Source organism: Paenibacillus sp. Soil522 (genome assembly GCF_001428245.1).
Lineage (GTDB): Bacteria > Bacillota > Bacilli > Paenibacillales > Paenibacillaceae > Pristimantibacillus.
Genome location: NZ_LMRV01000044.1, coordinates 230,844 through 254,323, shown reverse-complemented (window position 1 = coordinate 254,323; position 23,480 = coordinate 230,844). Strand labels below are relative to the sequence as shown.

The 23,480-nt window shown below is 49.4% G+C and carries 24 protein-coding genes and 1 pseudogene; 2 read left to right on the top strand and 23 right to left on the bottom strand.

All coding sequences use genetic code 11. From position 1 onward, the window contains the following. Positions 1-47: 47 nt before the first annotated feature. The 16 genes and pseudogenes from ASG81_RS14870 to ASG81_RS14790 form a co-directional block, all read right to left on the bottom strand. A complete protein-coding gene (locus ASG81_RS14870; RefSeq protein ID WP_056635497.1) occupies positions 48-1,370 on the bottom strand; it encodes an LLM class flavin-dependent oxidoreductase in 1,323 nt (440 codons plus the stop codon). 20 nt (positions 1,371-1,390) lie between these two features. Next, positions 1,391-2,761, bottom strand: a complete 1,371-nt coding sequence (locus ASG81_RS14865) for an ABC transporter substrate-binding protein (RefSeq protein WP_081417352.1) — start codon at positions 2,759-2,761, stop codon at positions 1,391-1,393. A gap of 40 nt (positions 2,762-2,801) precedes the next feature. Beyond that, the gene (locus tag ASG81_RS14860; protein WP_056635485.1) at positions 2,802-4,118 is read right to left on the bottom strand and encodes an LLM class flavin-dependent oxidoreductase; all 1,317 of its coding nucleotides are present in this window, start codon (positions 4,116-4,118) and stop codon (positions 2,802-2,804) included. After that, a pseudogene (locus ASG81_RS34000) lies at positions 4,118-5,103 on the bottom strand (LLM class flavin-dependent oxidoreductase). Before ASG81_RS34000 ends, ASG81_RS14860 begins: the two are co-directional and overlap by 1 nt. Before the next feature lie 175 nt (positions 5,104-5,278). Further along, positions 5,279-6,253 carry a carbohydrate ABC transporter permease gene (locus ASG81_RS14845; protein WP_056635461.1) on the bottom strand — a complete coding sequence of 325 codons (975 nt, stop codon included), beginning with the start codon at positions 6,251-6,253 and terminating at the stop codon, positions 5,279-5,281. 25 nt (positions 6,254-6,278) lie between these two features. Next, entirely contained in the window at positions 6,279-7,142 is an 864-nt protein-coding gene (locus ASG81_RS14840) for a carbohydrate ABC transporter permease (protein WP_056635458.1), read from the bottom strand. Beyond that, the gene (locus ASG81_RS14835; protein ID WP_056635457.1) at positions 7,139-9,409 is read right to left on the bottom strand and encodes a DUF5696 domain-containing protein; all 2,271 of its coding nucleotides are present in this window, start codon (positions 9,407-9,409) and stop codon (positions 7,139-7,141) included. Before ASG81_RS14835 ends, ASG81_RS14840 begins: the two co-directional genes overlap by 4 nt. After that, positions 9,406-11,553 carry a YIP1 family protein gene (locus ASG81_RS14830; RefSeq protein WP_155971547.1) on the bottom strand — a complete coding sequence of 716 codons (2,148 nt, stop codon included), beginning with the start codon at positions 11,551-11,553 and terminating at the stop codon, positions 9,406-9,408. The genes ASG81_RS14835 and ASG81_RS14830 overlap by 4 nt, the downstream gene beginning before the upstream one ends. 12 nt (positions 11,554-11,565) lie before the next feature. Beyond that, positions 11,566-12,369, bottom strand: a complete 804-nt coding sequence (locus ASG81_RS14825) for a carbohydrate ABC transporter permease (RefSeq protein ID WP_081417351.1) — start codon at positions 12,367-12,369, stop codon at positions 11,566-11,568. A gap of 48 nt (positions 12,370-12,417) precedes the next feature. Next, positions 12,418-13,314 carry a carbohydrate ABC transporter permease gene (locus ASG81_RS14820; RefSeq protein ID WP_155971545.1) on the bottom strand — a complete coding sequence of 299 codons (897 nt, stop codon included), beginning with the start codon at positions 13,312-13,314 and terminating at the stop codon, positions 12,418-12,420. After that, the gene (locus ASG81_RS14815; protein ID WP_056635448.1) at positions 13,304-16,261 is read right to left on the bottom strand and encodes an extracellular solute-binding protein; all 2,958 of its coding nucleotides are present in this window, start codon (positions 16,259-16,261) and stop codon (positions 13,304-13,306) included. Before ASG81_RS14815 ends, ASG81_RS14820 begins: the two co-directional genes overlap by 11 nt. Before the next feature lie 36 nt (positions 16,262-16,297). Further along, the gene (locus ASG81_RS14810) at positions 16,298-17,407 is read right to left on the bottom strand and encodes an ABC transporter ATP-binding protein (RefSeq protein WP_056635444.1); all 1,110 of its coding nucleotides are present in this window, start codon (positions 17,405-17,407) and stop codon (positions 16,298-16,300) included. 114 nt (positions 17,408-17,521) lie between these two features. Then, positions 17,522-17,737, bottom strand: coding sequence for an aldo/keto reductase (locus ASG81_RS33995; protein ID WP_056635441.1), 216 nt, complete (start codon positions 17,735-17,737; stop codon positions 17,522-17,524). Continuing rightward, positions 17,716-18,219, bottom strand: a complete 504-nt coding sequence (locus tag ASG81_RS14800; RefSeq protein WP_056635437.1) for an aldo/keto reductase — start codon at positions 18,217-18,219, stop codon at positions 17,716-17,718. The genes ASG81_RS33995 and ASG81_RS14800 overlap by 22 nt, the downstream gene beginning before the upstream one ends. A 71-nt stretch (positions 18,220-18,290) precedes the next feature. Further along, a complete protein-coding gene (locus ASG81_RS14795) occupies positions 18,291-18,599 on the bottom strand; it encodes a hypothetical protein (RefSeq protein ID WP_056635434.1) in 309 nt (102 codons plus the stop codon). 11 nt (positions 18,600-18,610) lie between these two features. Continuing rightward, positions 18,611-18,796, bottom strand: coding sequence for a YezD family protein (locus tag ASG81_RS14790; protein ID WP_235548877.1), 186 nt, complete (start codon positions 18,794-18,796; stop codon positions 18,611-18,613). 395 nt (positions 18,797-19,191) lie between these two features. Here ASG81_RS14790 and ASG81_RS14785 point away from each other — a divergent pair, with 395 nt between their 5' ends. Beyond that, complete coding sequence (locus ASG81_RS14785) at positions 19,192-19,548, top strand: YtxH domain-containing protein (protein ID WP_056635432.1); 357 nt, start codon at positions 19,192-19,194, stop codon at positions 19,546-19,548. Next, positions 19,523-19,702, top strand: a complete 180-nt coding sequence (locus tag ASG81_RS14780; protein WP_056635429.1) for a hypothetical protein — start codon at positions 19,523-19,525, stop codon at positions 19,700-19,702. The genes ASG81_RS14785 and ASG81_RS14780 overlap by 26 nt, the downstream gene beginning before the upstream one ends. Positions 19,703-19,786: 84 nt before the next feature. On the opposite strand, the gene ASG81_RS14775 is transcribed toward ASG81_RS14780, so the two are convergent. The 7 genes from ASG81_RS14775 to ASG81_RS14750 all read right to left on the bottom strand — a co-directional run bounded on the left by ASG81_RS14775 (position 19,787) and on the right by ASG81_RS14750 (position 23,352). Next, positions 19,787-20,569: a sigma-70 family RNA polymerase sigma factor gene (locus ASG81_RS14775; RefSeq protein ID WP_056635426.1), complete on the bottom strand. Its 783-nt coding sequence runs from the start codon at positions 20,567-20,569 to the stop codon at positions 19,787-19,789. Further along, complete coding sequence (rsbW, locus tag ASG81_RS14770; protein WP_056635423.1) at positions 20,566-21,009, bottom strand: anti-sigma B factor RsbW; 444 nt, start codon at positions 21,007-21,009, stop codon at positions 20,566-20,568. Before rsbW ends, ASG81_RS14775 begins: the two co-directional genes overlap by 4 nt. Before the next feature lie 37 nt (positions 21,010-21,046). Further along, a complete protein-coding gene (locus ASG81_RS14765; RefSeq protein ID WP_056635420.1) occupies positions 21,047-21,475 on the bottom strand; it encodes a DUF948 domain-containing protein in 429 nt (142 codons plus the stop codon). A 284-nt stretch (positions 21,476-21,759) separates the two neighbouring features. Then, complete coding sequence (locus tag ASG81_RS14760; protein ID WP_056635417.1) at positions 21,760-22,197, bottom strand: ATP-binding protein; 438 nt, start codon at positions 22,195-22,197, stop codon at positions 21,760-21,762. Next, entirely contained in the window at positions 22,194-22,352 is a 159-nt protein-coding gene (locus tag ASG81_RS32095) for a hypothetical protein (RefSeq protein WP_200961512.1), read from the bottom strand. The genes ASG81_RS14760 and ASG81_RS32095 overlap by 4 nt, the downstream gene beginning before the upstream one ends. A 78-nt stretch (positions 22,353-22,430) precedes the next feature. Continuing rightward, a complete protein-coding gene (locus ASG81_RS14755; protein WP_056635413.1) occupies positions 22,431-23,039 on the bottom strand; it encodes a hypothetical protein in 609 nt (202 codons plus the stop codon). A gap of 94 nt (positions 23,040-23,133) precedes the next feature. After that, entirely contained in the window at positions 23,134-23,352 is a 219-nt protein-coding gene (locus ASG81_RS14750; RefSeq protein WP_155971543.1) for a SpoIIE family protein phosphatase, read from the bottom strand. Between the last annotated feature and the right edge of the window lie 128 nt (positions 23,353-23,480).

The window sequence follows — 23,480 nt, the reverse complement described above, 5'->3', positions numbered from 1 at the left end:
CTACTTATCGCCTAATGTAGTTAGCTTATTCATGTGTAATTTTTCTCCTATAAAATAGCTTTAGTCTCGAAGCGGACATTGGCAGGTCTCTTCAAGCCAAGACGCTCGCGTAAGGATGCTCCCTCATATTCCGTCCGGAACAAGCCGCGGTTTTGCAGCTCTGGAATGACCTTATCTACGAATTGCGTAAGTCCGCTCGGATAAATTTGCGGCATGACGTTAAATCCGTCGGCAGCTCCGTTAAGAAACCACGTTTCGATTACGTCTGCAAGCTGAAGGGGCGTGCCGGTAAAAGTAAAATGTCCCCTTGCTCCCGCCAAACGATTAATAAGCTGCTTCAGCGTCAAATGCTCATGGCGAACGAGATCCAGTATGAGCTGATGCCGGCTCTTATTGCCGTTCACCTCCTCCGTTTCTCTCACGCCGTCCAGCGAAAGCGGCTTATCGAGCGGATGATCCGATAAATCAAGCCCCAATCGCTCCGACAATCGTTTAACCGCGCCGTCTTTATTTACATACTCGAACAATTCATTCTCGATTTCCCGCGCCTCTTCTGCCGTATCGGCAAGAATCGGGCTAATGCCCGGCAAAATCTTCAGCTGGTCAGCTGTTCTGCCGTATTTCGGCAGCCTTGCTTTGACATCCTGGTAGAAGGCCTGCGCGCTTTCAATGCTCTGATGAGCAGTGAAAATAACTTCCGCCACCTTGGCCGCAAATTCCTTGCCGCTCTCCGAGGATCCCGCTTGCACGAGCACCGGATAGCCCTGCGGCGGACGGGCAATGTTAAGCGGGCCCTTCACCGAATAATATTTTCCCTTGTAATCGATCGTATGGACTTTATCCTTCACGATGCGGGTACCCGCCGCCTTATCGTTAATGACCGCCTCATCCTCCCAGCTATCCCATAGCTGCTTGGCAACCTCCACGAATTCATCCGCTTCTTCATAGCGGAGCGCATGATCCGGATGCTCATCTCTGCCGAAATTATGCGCTGCCGATCCGGCGCCCGTAACGATGTTCCAGCCCGCTCTCCCTTTGCTAATGTGATCCAAGGATGCAAATTTGCGCGCAACGTGAAACGGCTCGTTATAGGTTGTGCCGACGGTAGCGATCAGGCCGATATGCTTCGTCCTGCTCGCAAGTGCAGCCAGCTCCGTAAAGGGCTCCAGCTTATTGGAGCGGCCGGAATATCCGTCTGCCAAAAACACGGAATCCATCAATCCCCGCTCCGCCGTCTGCACGATTTGCAGCACATGCTTAAAGTCGAGATTGCGGTCCGGCTCGGCCTCCGGAAGCCGCCATGACGCCTCATGGTGGCCGGTTCCGAACAAAAAGGCGTTGAGATTCAACTTACGCTGCGAATGACTCATATTTTATCCCCTCTCCAAGCTTATTGGCCTATCGTTGTTTTTAACGTCTCTACATCCTTGTTGATCGCATCCGTCGCTTTGCGGATAGCCGAGTTCACATCCAGCCCGTTAATCGCCAAATCCTCTGTTGCCTCTCTCAGCCTCACGCTGATTTCCGATTCATAAGGGTGAATGTAGTGCTCTTGTAAAGGCTCGCCGAGGAATACGTTTTGTACCGATTTCCCTTGAAGCACCGGTATATCCGCACCATAGTCTTTTTGAAGATCCGGATTAATGACCGCCGGGATACGGCCGTTTTTCGCAATAATGCGCTGGCCTTCGTCCGATAAGATTTCCGCAAGAACCTGGAACGCTTCATCCTTGTGCTTGCTTTGGCTGTTAATGGCAATGGCATGGATTTGCGCTTCTCGCGTTTTGCCCAGCTGATCGCTGAAGTTAGGAACCGGGGTAATGTCCCAGTTAAACTCCACTCCCTGCTGGCGCAGCTCCTCCAAAGGACCAACCATGTTTGCCAGCCAAGCGGCGCGCATTGCGATGTTCTGATCCTTCATGAAGTGGTCGCGCGTCCAGTTCCACGTGCCGTCCGGCGTAACGTAGCCCGGAGTTTCCAAAATTTTCTTCTGCAGCTCGAACACCCGCCGCCATTCCGGCGTATCCAGCGCCGCCTGGCCCGTTTCGCGGTCCAGATACGGCAAGCCCAGCGATTTGCCTAATCCGGTCAGGTTATCTACAACAAGTCCGATAAAGTTAACGCCATTTTCGGTTCTTGTCAGCTTCGCTCCAAGCTCAACCGCTTCATCCCATGTAAGCTGCTTTTCTGTCGGATAAGGCACACCGAATTTATCGAAAATATCCTTATTGTAATAAAGCACATGCTGGTTTACGTTAAACGGAAGCGCAAGAACGGCGTCCCCTTTGCCCTTCGTAATCTCCTTAATATAGTTGTAGGCGATCGGTTTCAGGCGGCTTTCATCAAAATGATGTCTCTTGATCAGCTCGCGTAAATCCTCGTATGCTCCTGTGCGCAGTACTTTCTGCGAAACGCTGCCGAATAAAATATCCGGCACATGCGTAGACAGCACTTCCTCCACGGTAGTTGTAGCGGCAGGCGTAATGCGTTCGATCGTCACATTCGGATACTTCGCATGGATCGGACCGGCGATCATTGCCTCAAACTCTACGTCCGTGAACGTCGCGCCCGTATTGTACAGCGTAAGCGTAAGCGGCTCGTCGCCAAGCTTTTTGAAGTCGGCTTTTTCTGGCGCACTGCTCCCGGCATCCGCCGCTGCGTTCTGGCCCGAAGGAGAATTGCTGCCGCCTCCGCCTCCGCAACCAGTAGCAACCAAAGCAAATATAATTAAAATAGCCATAACAGACCCTAACTTCCTCATCGTATATCCTCTCATTTCTGTAGTTTAATAGCGGATAAAGTTATATTTGTTGAAAATGCCGCGTATTGGCCGGGCGCCTCAGGCCAAGGCTCTCGCGCAAAGTCGTTCCCTCGTACTCGGTGCGGAATAAGCCGCGGTTTTGCAATTCGGGAATGACCTTGTCGACAAAGGTCTCGAGCCCCGTCGGGAACAGCTGCGGCAGGACGTTAAAGCCGTCGGCCGCATGGTTTTTGAACCATTTCTCGATTAAATCAGCCGTCTGAAGGACAGAGCCTGTAAACGTAATATGACCATGTCCGCCATTGCTGCGGTAAAGCAGCTGGCGAACCGTGAAATTTTCTCTGCGCGCCGCGTCGAGAATAACCTCCTGCCTGCTGCGGATGCCGTTGAACTCCTCGGCAGGCTTTGCCTTATCGAGCGGCACCGGAGCATCAAGCGGATAGTCGTTCAGATTAACGGTGAATCTCTCGGATAAACTATCCAGCGCCCGCTTCGTATCCACGAACGAATGCAGCTCCTCCTCAATGTCGCGCGCCTCCGCTTCCGTATCGGCTACGATCGGAGCAAGACCCGGCAATATAACGAGCTGGTCAGCGGTGCGTCCGTATTTGGCCAAACGCGATTTCACATCGCTGTAAAACTCGCGGCCCGCATCGAAGGTCTGCTGCGCGGTGAAAATAACTTCCGCCGTTTTGGCGGCAAGCTCCTTGCCCTGCTCGGAGGAGCCGGCCTGCACGAGCACCGGATAGCCCTGAGGCGGACGGGGAATGTTAAGCGGCCCCTTCACCGAATAGGTATGGCCTTTGAAGTTGATCTCATGCACCTTGTCCGGATCTACTAATTTGCCGCCCTTCTTATCGAAAATAAGCGCGTCGTCCTCCCAGCTGTCCCAAAGCTGCTTTACGACTTCAACGAATTCTTCGCCCGTCTCATAGCGCTCGGCATGCTCGGGATGTTCGTCTCTGCTGAAATTATGTGCTGCGGAGCCGGCGCCCGTCACGATGTTCCAGCCTGCCCTGCCGCCGCTTATGTGATCCAGCGACGCAAATTGTCTTGCTACATGGAAAGGATCGTTATACACCGTTCCGACCGTTGCGATCAAGCCGATATGCTCGGTTACGGAGGCTAATGCCGATAGCAGCGTAAACGGCTCCAGCTTGCTTCCGCCACCTGCATAGCCATCCGCGAGAAATACGGAATCCAGCTTGCCGCGCTCGGCAATTATCGCCAGATGGCCTAAGTAATCAATGTCGAGCTCCAGCTCCGGATGGGAGTCGTTATGACGCCAAGCGCCGGCATGATGTCCCGTTGCCCGTAAAAATACATTCAAATGAACCTTACGATTTGCTTCACTCATTATAAATACACCTCTTTTTCAGCTTTATAATAGCGGCCGGCGATCGCCGGACGCGCAAGTGCCAGATTGCCTCTCAGCGTTTGCTCTTCATAGGAAGTGCGGAACAAGCCGCGATTTTGCAGCTCCGGTATGACCTGATCTACGAAACGCTCCAGGCCGCTCGGGTAAATTTGGGGCATCACGTTAAAGCCGTCGGCAGCGCCGCTGCGGAACCACGTCTCGATCACATCGGCCAGCTGCAGCGGCGTGCCCGTGAAGGTGAAGTGTCCTCTCGCCCCCGCCAGGCGGTTAATTAACTGCCTCAGCGTCGGCCGCTCCCGTTCGATCAAATCCAGGATGAGCTGATGTCTGCTCTTCATGCCATTGACCTGATCCGCAGACTGCGCGCCGTCAAGGCTTACAAAATCATCAAGGGAATGATTCGATAAGTCGATTCCGGGGCGGTCGGAAAGACGCTTACATCGATCAGGACGCCGTTTATCTTGTCATTGCTTACCGCGTCATCCTCCCAGCTATCCCACAGCCGCTTAACGATCTCCACAAATTCCTCAGCCGATTCATAGCGCTCATGATGCTCCGGATGCTGCTCCCTGCTGAACTGCTCCGCAGCCGGTCCGGCTCCGGTCACAATATTCCAGCCCGCCCGGCCTTTGCTGATATGATCCAAAGAAGCAAACTTTCGCGCAACATGGAACGGTTCGTTGTAGGTCGTTTCAACTGTGGCAATAAGCCCGATATGCTTGGTTGCTGCCGCTAATGCGGACAACAGCGTAAACGGCTCAAGCGTTCCTGCATTCGCCCAATAGCCGTCAGCCAGAAAAACAGAGTCCAGCAAGCCCTTCTCGGCAATTCGGGTTAGCTTCAAATAGTGCTGAATATTCACTCCTCTCTCCGGCTCGGTGTCCGAATGACGCCATGAGGCTTCATGGTGGCCGGACGCTGCCAGAAACGCGTTTAGGTGAAGCTTTCGTTCCGATACGGTCATGTGCTTATATCCCCCCTATGAGAATTTGAAAAAAAAATAGCCGGAGCTGCCCTAAGGCAATCTCCGGCTATCCGGTCGATAATTTCCTAGTAAAACAATATGTTTTATAAGATTTATTGCAAGTGCTATGAATTTATCATCTCGAAATGATTCTGTCAACGGTTATTTTCATGCCCTACTCCACTAAGCCCGTGCGCTCCACCCCTTCAATAAACCATCGCTGAGCGAACAGATAGATGACGAGCAGCGGCATAATGATGAGGAAGGAGGCCGCCATTTTGATCGCTTCGGCATATACCGTTATTTCGCCCGCACCCTCGGCCAGCTTCATCTCGCCTGCCATCCTCGCCAGTGTGATCGACAGCGGAACGTTTTCAGCCGTAAACATAAACAGCGACGGAAAATAAAAATCATTCCAGTTCCAGACGAACGAGAATAACACCACCACAACGGTAGCCGATCTTGATATCGGAAACATGACGCGAAAAAACATGCGGAAGGGTCCCGCTCCGTCCATGCGCGCCGCTTCGTCCAGCTCCTTCGGCAGCGTGGAATAAAAAGCGCGGTAGATGATGACGAACATCGCCCCCTTCAGACCATGACCGAATGCAGCCGGCACGACCATCGGCAAAAACGTGTTCAGCCAGCCGAACTCCTTAAAGAGCATAATAGACGGCAAAATTGTAATTTGAGGCGGCATGATAAAAGTAAATAAAAGCAGGGCTCCCCATACTTTCTTGAACGGAAAATCATGCCTCGCGAACGCATATCCGGCAATGGCGCAGGAAAACACCTGCAGCACCGCAACGGAGGAAGCGAGCGAGATGCTGATGAGAAAGCTCTTCGAATAATTCAGCATTTCGCTTGCTTGCTGGAGATGACCCAGAAATATCGTTCTCGGCACCCATATGACAGTCGGGTCCAAAATATTTTTCGCATCCTTCACCATCGTCGTCACCATATACAAAATAGGCTTAATATAAATGAATGCGACATTGATCAAAATGACATAAACAAACAGCTTAAAGACCAGCCCCTTGTCGACCTCCGCACCAAGCAGCCGGTATTTAAGCAAGGTAAGGTCCTTGCGCAGCTTTTCCCCGGAATATAGCGCTGTTATCGCCTCACTGCCTCTTCTGACTATTTTCATGAAGCTCGCCTCTCTTTCCTATTTATCATTTTCCTGAAAACGATTTGTCGACTCGGCTGTAAATAAACAGGGTCAAGAGCACGAATGTCAAAATAATAGAGAAATAAATCCATGCCAGCGCGCTGGAGCTGCCATAATTGCTCGTATTCACCCTGCTGACGATCGGATTGGAAGGGAATGTGAACAAGTCGACAACCGTGTACATTAAATTCAAGAAAATGTAAGGAACAAGCCCCGGAAGCGTTATTTTCCAAAAGGTATTCCACGGACCCGAGCCGTCGATGCGGGAAGCTTCATATACCGAAGCCGGAAGCGTCTGCCTGCCCGCAAGAAAGATCAAAATTTGAACGCCCGAATACCAAAGGACGAGCACAAACGAGCTCATGACCTTCTGAATCGGCGCTGCCCACGCTCCCGGCACGTACTCCTGCAAATAATAGTCGATCCGCAGCGTTTCCATAATGCTGAGCGAGCCTTCGCCCTGGGCGATAAACTCCTGCACGATCTGGCCGGAGGAGAAAATGACAGGAAGAAAGAAGACGACCCGAAACAGTGTTCTGCCGGGAAAGCGCAAATTGAGCAAAATCGCGACTAATAGAGAAAAGACCAGGATGATCGGAATCATCATAGCCGACTCCTTTAGAAACGGAATCAGCTCTTCATAGAGCAAGCTCCCGTTCGCGATCAGTATTTCTCTGTAGTGGTTCAACCCGATAAACGTATAATTGACGCTGTTTACCGTGATTTTGACCTGATGAAAGCTCATGTACAGCGAGTAGCCGAGCGGAAACGCCACGAAGACGAGGAAGCCGAACACCCACGGCGCAATAAACAACGAGCCCTCGAGCTTCCGGATCGTCGTGCTGTCAAACTTGCGGCTCCATTTCATAGCTTCGTTCCTCCTTTAATGACCACGAAGTCTTTTGCCGGAACGAATACGCCGTCCTTGCTGTAATCCGTCTGATTATAATTGACGATAATAAGGTAATCGCTGCCGTACACCGTTTCCTTCACGCCGGCAGCGAGCGTACGGTGGGCCGTTATATACTGGTCCTGCACAGCTGCCAAAGCTTCGTTCGTTCTCTCGTATTCATCCTTTAAATCATCGATCCAATCCTTATAATTCAAGCTGTAATACCATAAGGAATACGACTTTTTCAAATCAGCCGCCTTATCACCGCTAAGCACATAGGCCGGATATGCCCCATACTCGATGCTCCGCAAAAATCCATCGCCGAATTCGTTGCGCAAATTCGACCATTCCAGCGTATAAGTACGCAAGCCGTGAAGCACCATTTGGGCAAAAGGAATTTGTTCGCTGATGAATACATCATACGAATAATCGTCCGTTAACCGGTGAACATGATCAATCTGATCAAGCGCATAGAAGTTCACGTTATTCGCTGCGAGCGAGCCGAGCGTTTCCTTCGTCTTTTTCAAAATAGTGCGCTGTACCAAGGCAACGTCTTCCCGGCTTGCTTGATACCGGCTGTTGAAATCGGTATTCACCTGCTGGCCGATGCCGTCCTCGTAATAAATGCCGTCTGCCCCTAAGCTCTTATAATCGTTCAAATCGGCAGCGACAACCTTCTCATAAAACCTGGGGCTGACAAACGTACCGGCATCCTGATCGGAATTTCTCTGTTCCTCCAGCACCGTTCCCGCTAAATTGCGCAGGCCGTCGCGTCTCCACCAAAACCGGTCATCACCATTCGTATTGAGCGTATAGTTCGCCGTTAAGTAGACCGGAATATCCAAGGAATGGGCGAAGGAAATGAAGCTCTTCATCCCGCTGTTCCCGCCTAACCGCTTATCTACAGGAAAATAGCCGCCATGCGTGCTGTAGCCGTCCTGCTGCCAGCCTGAGAAGTTAACCTGCAGATGCCGGATGCCGAGGTCATAAATATGACGAACCAGTTCTTCCGCTTCTGCCGTCGTCGTCGCTTTTAAGTAAGAGTCCGCAAATAGACCCTTCTCGATGTCCGCGCCTACTATATCAACGAACAGCGGAATGTCCTTTTTCGGCGCTTCCAGCGGCTTCACGCCCTGTTCATCGATCAAATAGTTGCGGTAAACCTCTGCCATCCCCGCATAATCGCTTTTCTCCGGAGGAAGCGGATAATAGCGTGTCGCGCGGGCATCTGCAATAAACTTGTCGCCGCTGTAGGTGTAGAAGCCTTCCCCCGTGCTTTTGCTTACGCTTTGGAAAAACCGCTTGCGGTACTGCCATTCGGTCGTCGCCCAGTTCGAGCGGCCCACCGCACCTGAAGGCGCAGCGTAAACGTTCGCGAACGCTTCCCCTTGCGAGATGATCGCAACGAAGGCTTGATCGCCGGACTTTATTCCGTATACCGGCATCGCGATTCGCTGTCTGCCCGTATTCTCGTTGTAGTAGGATAAATCTTGCCCATACACGCTTTCGTTATAGGTCAGCTGCGGCATAATCCGATCCTGCGCGAAGTTGATCAGCGAGCCGGAGCCGTCAGGCAGTACAATATAACCCTCCTGACCGACTGACGGCTGTGCACCGAACAAGGGATACAGCTTTACATTCAATAAGCTCAAAGCGCCCTCTACAATGCCCGAATCAACGATTCTCGTCTCTACGTAATCCTTATGCAGACTCACCTCGACCGGAATTTTGAATTCCGCCTTCGGCAGCGTAAAGGTAACGGTAAAGCCGGTTTCGGTAGCCTGGAAATTTTCCAAATAGCCTTGGTTTTCGATTAATCCCGCCGTTACCGAGGATGATTTATAGTTTTTCGCATTGACATATTCAACCATGATCGGCGAAGACAAATTATTTTTCCAAGTGTTCGGTACCGTCTCATCCTTCCAATATTGCGGATCCGGATAAGATCGCCATACCTTGCCCGTCGATTTGTTAATCACCTGGAAATGAGCCGTCGTTTTATCCGCAAGCAGCTTTAGCGTGTCTGACTCTGCAATTTGTTCAAAGCTCCCTTCCGCCGGCAAGCCGGCCTTATACGGACTAGCGTCCTTTGCATCGAACAGGCCCGTGACATCGGCAGCTTCGGCAGACGGTTTGCCCCATGACCCTCCTGCCACTAGAGCCAGCCATCCTATCAAGGCCAGCAAAACGGTTATGAGCGCCAGCTTTGCGATAAGCGTAAAGTTTATTTTGCGGACCGTCATCGGATGATCACCTCCTGGTACAAGGAATTTATAAAGTTAACCAGTTCTATGCTTAGGCTTATTAAGATGAAAATTAAAATGACAATCATGGTGAGCGCCAGCAGCGATAGGACAATAATAAAAATAGCTTCGATAAAGGTGTAGTTATGTATCCCCTGAACCATCCAAATAAACAGCCAAACGACCCATAAGACAATAAACAGCCTCAAGAATTGGAAGATGGCAAGCTCGTTCAAGGTCAACACATTCGACAATAATGTAACCGGTATTCCTATGAGAATAATCGGAAATAAGGCATAGGAGCTGCTGTAAAATACGTCCCTGAACCGTCCCTCGCCTCTAAGCAGCGAGCTGATCAAATAGTTGGAAACGACCCAGCCGAGCCATATCCCTATGAATTGAACCGCAATCGGCAATATGTCAATGCCGGCATGCACAGCAGGATTGAATATGAAGCTGGTGCCGGCTTGCATATATCCATACGATGCTGCCGCTAATCCAAACAGGATCAGACTGCTTACGAAGCCAGCTTTGTTCTCGTACCGAATCGCGTAGAAACCGTCCACCGGATGTTTGATTAAATAGAACACATGCTTCAGCTGCTCGGCGGGCAGATGCTTCGGACGGGGCTTAGCGCTCCACTTGCGTTTTAGGCGAAGCTTTCTGGCAAAAGCATTCCATAACAGATAGGCGATGCCAAGCGCAAGCGCGATATTCATCAATAGACCAAAATGGCTTTGGAACCATTTCAGCCGGTTTTGCCAAAAGGATTCGGAATAGCCGCCGACGACGCCCGCCTGATAAAAGAGTTTCTCGGCTCTCGCGTAATCCTCTTTCTTATAAGCAGCCTTCGCCAGACCGATCAAGGCCGGCGTATACTGGGCATTTAAACGATGAACCTCGCTCCACAAAGGCTCGCTTTGCTCGTACCTGCCCTCCTGCGTCAATTGGTTTGCCTCATGGACCAAATGGCCGAACTCCGATAACCGGAGCACTTGAATCAAATTGTTGACGTTGTCGAGCACGAGCAGCTCGCCTTTCGAATTGCCGGCAATCGCTGCCGGCGTTTTAACGACCCCTGTTTTCGAGGTTGCCGTAATGACATCCCCGCCCCAGAAGAACAGCAGATTTCCGTTCAGATCATACTGGCTAATAATATTCCATACCGAATCGATAACCGTCATGTTGCCGTCTGAATCGACCGTAATATCGTTTAACTGGGGACTAATGCCGCGTTGAAAATAATGAAAAAACTCGCCGTAGGATCGAACCGGCTGCTGCGCTGCAAACTCACCCTTGCCTTTCAACTGATCCAAGCCTGCAATATTAAGCTTTTTGACCTGGTCCGTCTGAATTTCCTTCGTTACGGTGTAAATAAAGCCATTGTTATCTATCGTTGAATTGGCAATGGCGCCCGGCAGCTTCTTTAGCTCTCTTTGATACATCTCCCGCGTATAGAAAAATCGTTTGAACGCATCGAACAAAGAAAAGGCTACCTTATTTGGACCAAAGAAGCTTATGAAATTTCCTTCGGGGTCAAGCTGCACCAGGCCCTGGTATGCGCCTAGCGTCGTTACATAAATAAAGCCGCGCTTATCTACGATAAGATTGACCGGATCGTATTTGAATGCCGCCGGCAAATAGCTGGATTCGGGACGCCCAAACGCTTTCAGCAGCTTGCCGTCCGGATCAAGCCGCACGACCCGATTGTTTCCCGTATCCGCAACGTAGATCTCTCCCGCCTTGTCGACGTACAGCCCGCTCGGCTTCTTAAGCGGACTCTCACTCACCTTTATTTCACGAATATAATGTCCCTGCTCGTCTAAATGAACGATACGATTATTACCTGTGTCCGCAATATAAATGTGATCCTTCTCATCCACAAATATATCCTTAGGCTGATTTAACTGCAGCTTATCCGGGGCATCAGTGGCTTGGTCTGCTTTCGCAATCAACACATTCGTACCGATGATACCGGCGGGAATATAAGCCGCTTGCATCTTCACCAGCTGTCCGAATCCATCCTTATAGTAGGTTTCGTACGGTAACTGCGAGGCCGAAGCCTGTAAGCCGGGCCACGCTATGTAAATCGCCGTAATCAGGACCATGATGACCGGATGAATCCGCAGCCTCCTGTTCTTCAAACGATTCCCCCCCTATTTAATACCCGAATGCGCCATTGTAGAAATGACCTTGCTTTGAAGAATAATAAAAAAAATTAAATTCGGAACGAGCATAATGAGCGCCGCTACCGCAGCCGCGCCCTGACGGGCAACGTTGTTCGCAAGATTATTGGTCAACGTGGACAAGAAGAACGGAAAGTTTTTCATTTCATCGTCCTGCATGAACAGCATCGACGTCTCCACATTGCCCCATGAGTTTTGAAACGCCAGAATGGCGACCGTCGCGATTGCCGGCATGCACATCGGTATGACGATGCGGGCAAATACGATGAACTCATTCGCGCCGTCAATTCTTGACGCTTCCAGCAGCGAATCCGGAATCTGATCCACGAACTGCTTAAGCAGGAAGACGGCTACAGGCAGCGATAGCACAGGCAGCAGATGGCCCCAATACGTATTCATAATGCCTAAATGGCTGACGACCAGATACCTTGGAATCTGAATGACCTCCGGCGTAAACATCAGCATGAGAATAATGGCGGCAAAGATGAATTTACGCCCTGGAAAAGGGTGCTTGGAGAGCGGATAGGCGCAGAGCGCGCTTACCGCCGTTACGCCAATAACGCTCGCAGCCGAGATGAACAAGCTGTTAAACAAATAACGCGATACCGGAACGACCGAATTTGAGGTTACCCAAAATAACTCTACAAAGTTCTGAAGGTTCGGCTCCTGCACGAAAAACTTCGGCGGATATATAAACAGTTCATGATAAGGCTTGAATGCATGATTAAAAATATAAATGATAGGCAGGATCATAATGACGGACATAACAAGCATGATGACGTTAAAGCTAATTTTTGCAGCGAGGCTCGACTGTTTCAGATGTTATTCCTCCTTCGAACCGAACAATCCCCAGCTTAGCTTGTTCGCAAAGTACATTAATATAAGAAGAAACACGGAAACCGCCGCCGCATAGCCCATTTCGAAGCGGATCAGGCCGTAATCGTTAATATGGTTGACGATCAAATGGCCCGCATATTCCGGCGTCGGGTTTTGGCCGGACAGCTCGACGCCGATGGCCCCTGTCTTGAAGGTCGTAACGATCGCCATGACGGCGCCGAACAGCATTTGCGGCTTCATGGACGGAATCGTAATATACCACAGCTCCTGTAAATTATTTTTGATCCCGTCGATTCTTCCCGCTTCGTACAGCGTCGCATCCACATTGAGAATGCCTGCAAGCATCGCCAGGAAGCCAACGCCCATGCTCGACCAAAGCGTTACGACGACCATCGAGTTCATGAGATGATCTGGACTCGTTACCCATAGCTTCGGAACGTCGATTAGACCGAGTTTTAAGAGGAAGCTGTTCAAATAACCGATTCTATCGCCCGATAGCAAGGGGAGCCATATAATGGTCATGGCTATCCCTACGGTAAGAGATGGCGTATACATGGCGAGCGCAACCCATTTGCCGTAGCTTCCGCGCAGCCGCGAAATGAGCCAAGCGAGCAGGAAGGCAGCGGCATAGCCGCCGGGACCGACAATAACGGCAAACTTGAATGTGTTCGGCAGCGCATACTTCAAAAACAGCAAATCCTGCGCAATCAAATACTGAAAGTTGCTCCAGCCGATAAATCGCGGAGGCTCGATCCCGTTGTAATAGGTGAAGCTTAAGCCGACCGCAGCCAGTATAGGTATGACAATAAACAAGGCAAAGCAAATGACGAAAGGCGCAATGAATAAGTACGAAATCCGAAATGACCACAGCTTACTCCACATAACGATCAATCCCTTCCCAAGGCTGATCGACAATTGGAATGTCCAATTTTTTAACCTGATGGCCCTGCTCATCGATAAAGCCGAATTCCTGCTGCTTCCTCAGCAGCTCCCGATTGATGTCCCTGACGGCTTGCTCTAACGAGGACATATAATTCGCCGTTTTTACAACCGATCTGATCCATGCATTATTCGTTTCGCGCTCAAGGAAATACCCCCCCGGCACGTTCGGAATATCCTTGTACCATTTCCACTGGTTCAAAATGATTTCAGCATCCTCCTTTTTCCACGGAAGATTGGTGAAAGCCTCCACGTTAGACGTATTCCAGCGGAAAGCAACGCCGTTCACAGCCTCCAGATCGGAGCCGTATTGCTCCTGCACCTCGGCGGAGAGCCACCATTTCAGAAACTGCCATGCCTCATTCTTTTTACCCGACTTATCGAAAATAACGCCCGTTCGCTGCCCGCCTCCAGCCCAGCGGCTGATCGTTCCGTCCGCTTGCTGCGTGCCGGGAATAAGCGCAATTCCCCAGCGGCCGTTCAACTCCGGCGCTGCCGCCGACAGCTGCACATACATGTTGTAATCAGATATGCCGATAGGCATCGTTCCGCTGCGGAAATGCTGATAGAAGCTGGGCACCTCCCTCTCCACAGCGTACGTATTGAATAAATCCGTCCACTGCTTGAACGCGCGGTACGCCTCCGGCGAATCCAGCCCCGATTTCACGCCTCCAGTCTCATAAAACTCCACTCCGTTTTGATAGAAGAAGTGTGTAAATTCCTTCGGGTTCACGTAGAAGTTTATGAAATTTTGCTGTAGCGTAGGCAGTAAATCATATACATCCTCCCAGGTCTGGGGAATTTCGAGCCCTAAGCGCTGCAAAATATCCTTTCTATAGTAAAGAACCTGAAACGATTGCGTTTCCGGCACGCCGTAATAACCGCCATCGTAATGAAGCGGCAGCCATGAGCCGGGACTAAACTTAGGATAAAGCTGATTAAAATCCTTAAACTCGGCCAAATTTTGAAGCGTGCCGCGAATGGCGTAATCAACCGGCAAATCCTGCGTCAACCCGAGAGCGATATCGGGCTGAACGCCCGCTGCGTTAGACATGAGCAAAAGCTCCGGATTCGGCAGCAAATTAACCTTAACCTCTATGCCTGTCTCCGGCGTGAACGACTCATCGGCCAACTGCTGCAGCTGATCGACGTAATCCCTTCCCCGCTGCACCCAAATATTCAGCTTTGTATCATCCAGCTCTTTCAGGCTGTCCCTTGCGTCGAACGAGTAGATGAAATTTTCAGCCCCGCCCCAAACACGGCTAAAAAAAGCCGCTTCCATCTTAGGATCATCAGCCTTTTCCGGAATGATATAAATCTCATCCAGCTGCAGCGATTGCTTCAGCAACGTGTCGATAAACGTTCCGAATTTCTCTCTCATCGAGGATATCTCTTCAACCTGATAAGGAATTTCCTCCGGCTTGCGGAGCAATGCCCGCAAATCCTTCGCTGAAGTATCGAGTCCTTGACTAATCGAATCCTTGTTTCCGTTAGCCTCTACGACCCGCCTAGACAATGAAACCATAACGTCTGCCGCAAGCGCCATCCGGTCTGTCAGACCAGGAAAGTCCTGATCCATATTCCACGTACGGTTGCGGTCTATCGCCTTCTTCGTGCTGGCCCCCGTAATGTTGCGCAAATCCCAATCAATCGCATCCAGATGGGCGATCAGCTTCTCCACATCGACGATAATCGATTTTACAGGGGACTGCGTAACCGCGAGCGACAACGTATGCTTCCCCTTCTCAAGCTTTATCAAATACGGCTGTTTGTTTTCATCTTGCAAAACCGTTCCTCTCCAGCCTGTTGAATAACGAAATCCATATGCCAGTAATTCCTTAAACGGCACTTCTCCGTCGATCCGAATAGCCCGATAGGACGTTTTCTGCGCGATTGTGTTTTGCAAAGCGCGAAATCCTATTTTATACAATCCGGTCTCCGGCACTTCAAACGACCAGGTAATTTCCTGATTCTGCTCCAGCCATCGCTGCCCGCCTACTGTGTTGTAAATAATTCTTCCTTTATATCGCGGTAGGGTGCGGGAGTTCTTATCCGAATACAGCTTAATCGCCGTATCGTTCTTGGAAGTAAAAGCCTCCGCCTGAAGAGTCAACACGTCTCCGTCAACGGCAGGCACATTGGCATTTTGAGCTGCAGCCTCCTCGTACGACGGAATCGTTTTGCTTGGCAGGAGTTCAATTCTCTCAATCGCAACAGGATCATAGCCTTGCAAACGAATGGTATGCGTTCCTTGTGTGAACTGCCATTGCAAAGGCTGCGCATATGCCCCTCCCGAATCAATTAACGGCTTTTCGCTCCAGCCCGAAACGTCAATCGAACGGGGACGGATCTCATCGCCATCCGAGTTTTTCAATATAGGACGGACATCCTCCCAGGCGCGGTATAACGATATGGAGGAGGCTTCCCTAAACGGCCTTTGACCGTCAATCGTCACCTCCCACCTTATCGGCCCCTTGCGCCGGGCATCCTTTAATGGATTATAAGATACATGAATTTCATACAGCGCACTCTCTGCAACGTCAACTTTATATTCGACCCAGCCCGTATCGCTCGTTTTCCAAAGCAGTACATTCAATTTACCCTCATACCCGCCGGCTTTAATTTCCTGATCATTCGACACCCTTGACGGCTTCGCCCCCTCCACCTGTATCGACGCGGTTGCGTTTTTCAGCCCTTGCTCCTGCCACTTCGCCAGTGCCTCGCTAAAATAAGGATCAACCTCATAATCAAATGTAGTGACGAGACCATCATAATTGACGGTCTCGGTTTTCTCGCCTGATACCGTGCTTACTGCCGCTCCAGATGAGAGCAGCAATGCCGCAATCATTATACTTCCGCCATGCACGAACCATTTCCGTTTCTTATTCATAACGAGAAGCCGCCTCCCTCCTTCGCAGAAATCCGATCAGTCTGTAAATCTTGTTCCCGTATCCTTATGGAAAAAGTGAGCCTTCGAAATATCCAGCTCAACCTTCACTTTCTCATTTTCGGCAAAACGGTTATCCGGATCCACGCGGGCGATCAGCGGCTTCTCCTGCCCAATGTCCAAATAAAGAAAACGATCCGCGCCCATCAGCTCATTATCGCGGTAGATTCCGGTAATGATCGTCTCCGAAAATAAACCTTCGAGCTTAACGTTTTCCGGTCTAATCCCTAATATAACCGATTTGTTTACTTGGCTATTTTTGCGCAAAATGTCCTCCATCGCTTCATTCATTTTCAGATGGAAGCGATTCGTATGAAACTCCAATCTTCCTTGCGGATTTTCCTGGATGCGGCCGTTGATGAAGTTGATTTGGGGAGAGCCGATAAAGCCCGCAACAAACGTATTCGCCGGTTTGGAGTAAACGGCCTCCGGCGTATCGCACTGCTGAATGATGCCGCCCTTCATGACAACGATACGATCGGCCATCGTCATCGCTTCAACCTGGTCATGCGTAACGAATATAAAGGTCGTGCCTAATTTTTTGTGCAGCTTCGTTATTTCCATTCGCATCGTCACTCTGAGCTTGGCATCCAAATTTGACAGCGGCTCATCCATCAAAAACAGCTTCGGATCACGTACGATTGCCCTGCCGAGCGCCACCCGCTGACGTTGTCCACCCGACAAGTCCTTCGGCTTGCGGTTCAGGTATGGCTCGATTTCCAAAATCCGGCTTGCGTTTTTCACGGCCAAATCAATCTCGTGCTTCGGCAGCTTCCGCATCCTTAGACCAAATGCAATATTCTCATATACGCTCAGATTCGGGTAAAGCGCATAGTTTTGGAAAACCATTGAAATATCTCTGTCCTTAGGAGGAAGCTTGTTGACCAGTTGATCCCCAATATAAATTTCACCCTCGGATATATCCTCAAGACCGGCAATCATTCTTAGCGTCGTCGACTTCCCGCAGCCGGAAGGCCCTACAAACACAATAAATTCTTTATCCTTAATTTCCAGCTGGAAATCCTGCACAACCGCGTGCTTGTCTTTGCCATAGCGCTTATATAAATGATTAATCGTAACTCCCGCCACAGTACAGCCTCCCCTCAAGTCTTTATGTCCAAAAAAACAAAAGGAGGATATCACGCGGTGCTCTGATATCCTCCATTGATACGGTAGAATGTATGCAGTTGAATGAACAGCTGATTAGCTCAAAACCGTCTCCTTCGCTAATTGCAGGCTTGATGTTACTTCGTCTACCCTCGCCAGCTCTTCCGCGCTCAATCTTTCATGCCAGCTCCTTGCCGCTTCCGTAATATGCTCCGGCCTCGAAGCGCCCAATATGGCTGATGTAATTCCCGGACGGCTCAGCACCCACGACAAAGCGTATTGCGCCTGAGTCAGGCCGCGTTCTTCTGCCAATGGCCGGATTGCCTCTGCCAGCTGAATCGCATTTTTCTAGCCCCTATGTATCTCACCTTCCCTTGACGAACCAGATCGTCTAAAGCCCGCAGCGTTTCATCAAGCGGAGTGTTCGGATCGAAGCGGTGTACCTGGTACAGATCAAGATAGTCCGTTTTCAATCGCTTCAAGCTGTCTTCAACCGCCTTGAAAATATGATACCGGCTCTGCCCGGAATCATTAACACCTTCTCCTACACGGCCGTGAACCTTTGTCGCGAGAACGATTTGCTGGCGCCGCTCCTTTAGCAAATTGCCGAGAATACGTTCGGACTCCCCTGCCCCGTACACGTTCGCAGTGTCTACAAGATTGATGCCGTTATCAAGCGCTAAATCCAAAATCGCTGCCGAAGCCTGTTCATCAATCCACCGGCCAAATGCCATCGTACCCAAGCTTACCTCGGATACCTTTAATCCCGTTCTTCCCAATTTACGATATTCCATTTTCATTTTCCTCCCGTGATCGATCAAAATGTAATTATGTCAGCAGTCACCTGTATGAAAGAGCTTATTGTTTAATAAGCAGCCAATACGCCACTAACACGCATGTCGTGCCCGGCTGTAAACTGACTCAACTCCACAATCAAATTCCCTTTTCCAAAGGAGAGAAACTTTCGCCCTTCAGCCGCTTGCGACTGTGCCATCAGGTCCAAAAAATGGATGATCATCTTCCGTCTGCGTTTAATTTCAGGATAACCGTTGTCGAATAACCATTGATCGATTGTATTGTAAGTTCCGCGGTTCAGCCGGTACATGTGCAGGCAATAATGATGAAAGGCCAGATCAGGCCATTCATATAAGCTTGAATTCAGTTTGTTTTTCATCCGTCACCTCATTATCTCTGCCGCTTAACAGGGGAAGGGGACTTCACCGTATCGAAGCGGCTGCGTTCTGTCCGATCGATTTGCACAATTTGGCTATTATGAACCGTAATTTGAACAATGCCGTATTGAACTCCTGCCAATTGCTCTTTAATTCTTTTTAACCACTCGTCAGCAACCTCTACTGTCTGGGACATCATCAACATCCTCTCCAAATTTTTGTGTGTAACAAACCGGTTTTACACGCAAAGAAGACGCACAACAACCGATTCGGCATTCGGCTCTCATGCGCCTCCAGTTTTCTAGTGAGCGCGAATTACAGTAAACGACAGCATTAGGAATGCTATACTTCCGCTGTAATCTTTTTATTCCCGACTAATTCAATAGGATAAATATAATTTAACATGTTGTTTTCCGTTCGTCAACACTTATCCTTCGAGTCAAGCTGCACACCCTCATCTCTTCCGTTTATAGCCAATAGATTTTCGCTTGTTTGTGTTTCAAAAAGACGATTGGCGTTTACATAATACTAAGAAATGCTGCAGCAAACGTTGATCGCCACGATCAGCGAATAAAAAACGAGGAGAGATGACCAATGTCACGAGAAAACTCTAGTAACGGCGTATTGATAGGCGCAATTGTAGGAGGTGCTATCGGTGCCATTTCGGCTCTGCTTTTCGCCCCAAAAACAGGCGCGAACCTTCGGGAGGAGCTCTCGAACAAGTTCAAAGCCATCAGCGAGAAAACGAAGGACATTGCGACCACAGTAGGACATCATACAAAAGAATTCGCAGCAAACGTCGGACAAAACACGAAGGATCTCACCGGCAGCATCAAAGAGGAAGCCGGTGATCTGGCGGATCACGCCAAAAAATCCAACCAGCATGTCATGGATTCCCTCACATCCGCGAAGGAGGAGATCAAGGATGATCTTGCTGCTACCGGGAGATAAAGCGAAGAAGAGCGGCCTCAAAGCAACAAAAACAACAATAAATTCAATGGCGCCTACAGAAGAAGAAATGATTAAGCTCGGCGCGGACATGGAGCAGATGGAAACGAATGCGGAAGTTATCGAAAGCGGCATGGTTCCCGATCCTATTCAATAATGAAGCAAGCGAAAACCAAAAACACTCTTTCCATTATCAAGATGGAAAGAGTGTTTTTAATCGCATATCACAGTTATGGACACTTTACGTGCTAAAATCCTGGCGCTTCTCTATTAACAACAGCTTCAGCTTCTCAATCGCCCGCTTCTGTATACGGGAAACGCTCATCTGCGATACGCCTAGCTGATCGGCAATATCCCGCTGGGATCGGCCGTTATGATAGGCGAGCAGCAGCACCGTCTTCTCCTCTTCCTTCAATTGATCCAGCGCTTCCTCCAGATCCAGACGATTATCAACGTTCTGATAATCATCCTTGTCCGAGCCTATGAGATCACCAATCGTCGCTGCGCTTTCCCCTTCGCTGGATAACGGTGTATCCAGTGATACGTAATGATAGGATTCCCGGCAGGACAGCACTTCGATCGTTTCCTCTACCGAGAGGCCAAGATGAACAGCGATCTCTTCCATTTTCGGCGAATATCCCAGCTCTACCGTTAAGTGGTCGATCGCCTGCTGAATGAGCAGGCCTTTCTCTTTGATTCGCCTCGGCACCTGGATATACCAAGACTTATCGCGCAAATAGTTTTTCAGATGGCCAATAATGCTTTTCATCGCATAGCCTTCAAACGGAATTTCCCGCGAGCTGTCGTACTGCTTAAACAAGCGGAGCATGGAAAGCTGACCGACCTGATACAGATCCTCATAGAGATCAGGACGGCTTCGGGACATTTTAGCGGCTGCCATCTTCACGATCGGTTCAAAATGCTGCAACAATACCGTAGCGGTATCGTTGCAGTTCGTTTCCTGATATATTTTTATTTTTTTAATCGATTCTTCTGGATCCAGGCAGGATGAATTTGCGTTCATGCCATCTCCTCTTTCCTACCAATTAGCTTGGTGAGAATCACCTCTGTACCTCTTTCCGAAAGCACTTCAACTTTATCCATTAGAGCATGCATCATAAATAGGCCAAGCCCGCCTGCAGTCACTTCGCTTAGCTCTTTATCGTGAAGAGAGACAGGCTTGCCAGCAGGGGATGGCTCATATTGAAAGCTGGTGCCCTCGTCCTTTATCCGGATCGATATCTCTTCTTTCTCAAGCTCGAAGATGATGTCTACTACACCTGGCTGCCCATCGCTGTAAGCATGGAGCACAACGTTGGTGCACGCTTCCGTTACCGCTACCTTCATATCTTCAATTTCCTCATAGGAGAAGCCTGCTTTATTCGCAATGCCAAATAATGCAAGCCTAACCATATCGATATACTCCGCCCGTGCCGGAATCGTTAAACGAATGAATGAGTTCATATCTCTTCTATCCTCTCTTGTATATTCCTATTGTAACTCATATTTTTTTGACTTTATTCCAAATTCTTATAGTGGAAATAACGCCGTCATAGATTGTGCTTAACACCCCGGGCTCTCCGGCAGGCTTCTTCTTCCCGCCTTTTATAGTCGCTACTACGCTTGCGGCTGATTCCTTGGCTGCTCCGGTAAACGAATGCAGGACATGACCAAGATCATTGACTGAGGCGAATAAAACGTCTAATGAGCTTAGCTTCGTTCGCACATCGAGCGTCATCGCATTCGTATGATGAACGGCCTCCTTCACCTCGACGCTAATTTGCGTAACCTCTGTTCTCAGCGAGCTTAACGTTTGCTGCATCTCAGCAAGCGCTCCCCGTAATATTTTCAGCGTCTGAATGATAGAGTACAAGAGAACCAGGAAAGCAATCGCTATAACAGCCATACTGATTTGCATAAGCAGTTCCATTGTTTTCATCACTTCCTTTTTTTCATAAGTTACCCGCTATCGCTTCATTTGAAACAGTGTATACTCGCTTTATTAATAGAAGGAACAAAATTGTCCGATGCCGCATTCATGCTATAAAGTGAGAGAACGATGCTGGAAAACATATGCTTTGGCTGGCCAATTACAATATTTTGTACCAGTATCTGTCTAATGACCCTGATACACGAAGACGTGAAGCTAGCGGAAATAGAAAAAGAGGAAATGACGATGATGTCATTTCCTCTTTTAATTTTGCAGCTGCAAGCCTACTGCTTTGCTGTTACATTCAAATATTTCGTCATCACAACTTCCGTTCCGCTCTCCGATGCGTTAACCTCAACCTCATCCATCAGCGCCTGCATCAAGTAAATGCCAAGTCCGCCAGCGCGGAGCCCGCATACGTCTGCATCAGGCAGCGGAGCAGCCTCTTCCAGCGCATCTGGAACGAGAACCGTCGGCCCGCTGTTTTTCACTTTTATGGTAAGGCCGGCGTCGCCCGTTTCAAAGCAAATGTCGATTACATCCTGATCAGCGCTTTGAGCGCCATGGATAACAGCATTATTGCACGCCTCCGAAACAGCTACCTTTATATCTTCAATTTCTTCAAAGGCGTAGCTCATCTTCGAGGCGATTCCAAATAGACAAATTCTGACCAGTTCGATATAGTCTGCATGGGCCGGGATTTGTAAACGAATGGCATTCATGCTTGAGCCTCTGTCCCTTCGGTTAAGTATCTGGATATGCCTGTCATATCAAATAGGCGTTGAATGGCAGGAGATAAATCGAGCTCTCCGCTCACATAAAGAACAAATTGCTCCTGCGTCTCTTCCTGCACAACTTGAAATGGCTCATTCCTCATTCGATTCACTCCGCTCGCATTTGTTTAGTAAATAGTATCAAAGATCGTTCTCTTTGTACAAGATGTACAGCCGGCTCCTTACATCGAGAAGCTGTCGAAGTAATGAATCGATGTCAGCCTTTGTGTTTCCGGATCGATAAATAGCTTTAACAAGGCTTCATTCCGCTCGAACACGATACCGTCCTCCGTCACATAATCAGGCTGTCCCAGTGCTCCCTTTACTGCCTCAATCGTGGCTGGAATTTCAACGCCATCGAGCAGCAGCGTCCCGGAGTCCCCCGCAATTTCAACGGAATAAACGATTCCGCCGTTAAAGACGACATCCATATTCGGATATTGATAAATCAACAATTCCCTTAAGTAGGGGTCCTCCGTAATGCGCTGCGGCTCACCGAGCTTCCGGGCAACGGTGCTTGGGGTATCGGAAAGCGAAATGCCGTTGACCGTTTGAAGCTTAAAATCCGGTTTCGCCGGTTCAGCTGAACTTGCTTCTGCTGCGTAGGTATCCTTTGTTACTGTCGAAGAAGGCATAGAAGAGGTTATTATTTTACTCACTGCCTCGGCAGATACTTCCGACTTAGCCGGGCTTGAATCAGTCGCCCGGGTCATAACGGCAACATGTCCGAACTCTCCCGTAAAAGCGACAATGCCTCCGATCAAACAGCCGATTAAAATAATATTCTTCATATGATCTCCCTCCTATGCGGGAATGTCCTTCTTCCTTTTTTGGTTATAGGTATATATAAACCGTTCCCGGCTCATTGAAACAGGATGCGCCATTCTACTTCTCGGCAATCATAACCAAGCATATATCATCCTTCTGATTGTCGCTGTTTTGCCCGGAAATAAAGTCGCGGACGATAGCCGAAGGCTCAGCGCTTTCTCTGCTGCTTAGCTGCTCAACTAACAGATCCAGCTTGTCCTCCCCGTTATCGCCCATTGATTCACTTAACCCATCGGTATAGAGAATAATCTTCATATGATCCCCGTATGAAATCATTCCTTGGCGGATTTCGATGGTTTCAAACAATCCGACCGCGCAGCAGCCCTCCGTAAACGATCAGCTTGCAAGGGTCATATCCACCTATTTGCAGACGCTGCTCGAACGTGAGAAAACGAGAATCTGAG

Coding starts and splice junctions, on each gene's coding strand:
- ASG81_RS14825 (WP_081417351.1), bottom strand. CDS start 12,369: ATGCTTGTTATGTCCGTCATTATGATCCTGCCTATCATTTATATTTTT.
- ASG81_RS14775 (WP_056635426.1), bottom strand. CDS start 20,569: ATGAACGCAAATTCATCCTGCCTGGATCCAGAAGAATCGATTAAAAAA.
- ASG81_RS14835 (WP_056635457.1), bottom strand. CDS start 9,409: ATGACGGTCCGCAAAATAAACTTTACGCTTATCGCAAAGCTGGCGCTC.
- ASG81_RS14780 (WP_056635429.1), top strand. CDS start 19,523: ATGATCTTGCTGCTACCGGGAGATAAAGCGAAGAAGAGCGGCCTCAAA.
- ASG81_RS14790 (WP_235548877.1), bottom strand. CDS start 18,796: ATGATGTCCCAGACAGTAGAGGTTGCTGACGAGTGGTTAAAAAGAATT.
- ASG81_RS14800 (WP_056635437.1), bottom strand. CDS start 18,219: ATGGAATATCGTAAATTGGGAAGAACGGGATTAAAGGTATCCGAGGTA.
- ASG81_RS14765 (WP_056635420.1), bottom strand. CDS start 21,475: ATGGAACTGCTTATGCAAATCAGTATGGCTGTTATAGCGATTGCTTTC.
- ASG81_RS14865 (WP_081417352.1), bottom strand. CDS start 2,761: ATGAGGAAGTTAGGGTCTGTTATGGCTATTTTAATTATATTTGCTTTG.
- ASG81_RS14750 (WP_155971543.1), bottom strand. CDS start 23,352: ATGATTTCATACGGGGATCATATGAAGATTATTCTCTATACCGATGGG.
- ASG81_RS14815 (WP_056635448.1), bottom strand. CDS start 16,261: ATGAATAAGAAACGGAAATGGTTCGTGCATGGCGGAAGTATAATGATT.
- rsbW (WP_056635423.1), bottom strand. CDS start 21,009: ATGAACTCATTCATTCGTTTAACGATTCCGGCACGGGCGGAGTATATC.
- ASG81_RS14755 (WP_056635413.1), bottom strand. CDS start 23,039: ATGAAGAATATTATTTTAATCGGCTGTTTGATCGGAGGCATTGTCGCT.
- ASG81_RS14760 (WP_056635417.1), bottom strand. CDS start 22,197: ATGAATGCCATTCGTTTACAAATCCCGGCCCATGCAGACTATATCGAA.
- ASG81_RS14840 (WP_056635458.1), bottom strand. CDS start 7,142: ATGAAATGGAGCCGCAAGTTTGACAGCACGACGATCCGGAAGCTCGAG.
- ASG81_RS14870 (WP_056635497.1), bottom strand. CDS start 1,370: ATGAGTCATTCGCAGCGTAAGTTGAATCTCAACGCCTTTTTGTTCGGA.
- ASG81_RS14785 (WP_056635432.1), top strand. CDS start 19,192: ATGTCACGAGAAAACTCTAGTAACGGCGTATTGATAGGCGCAATTGTA.
- ASG81_RS14860 (WP_056635485.1), bottom strand. CDS start 4,118: ATGAGTGAAGCAAATCGTAAGGTTCATTTGAATGTATTTTTACGGGCA.
- ASG81_RS32095 (WP_200961512.1), bottom strand. CDS start 22,352: ATGAGGAATGAGCCATTTCAAGTTGTGCAGGAAGAGACGCAGGAGCAA.
- ASG81_RS14795 (WP_056635434.1), bottom strand. CDS start 18,599: ATGAAAAACAAACTGAATTCAAGCTTATATGAATGGCCTGATCTGGCC.
- ASG81_RS14820 (WP_155971545.1), bottom strand. CDS start 13,314: ATGTGGAGTAAGCTGTGGTCATTTCGGATTTCGTACTTATTCATTGCG.
- ASG81_RS14845 (WP_056635461.1), bottom strand. CDS start 6,253: ATGAAAATAGTCAGAAGAGGCAGTGAGGCGATAACAGCGCTATATTCC.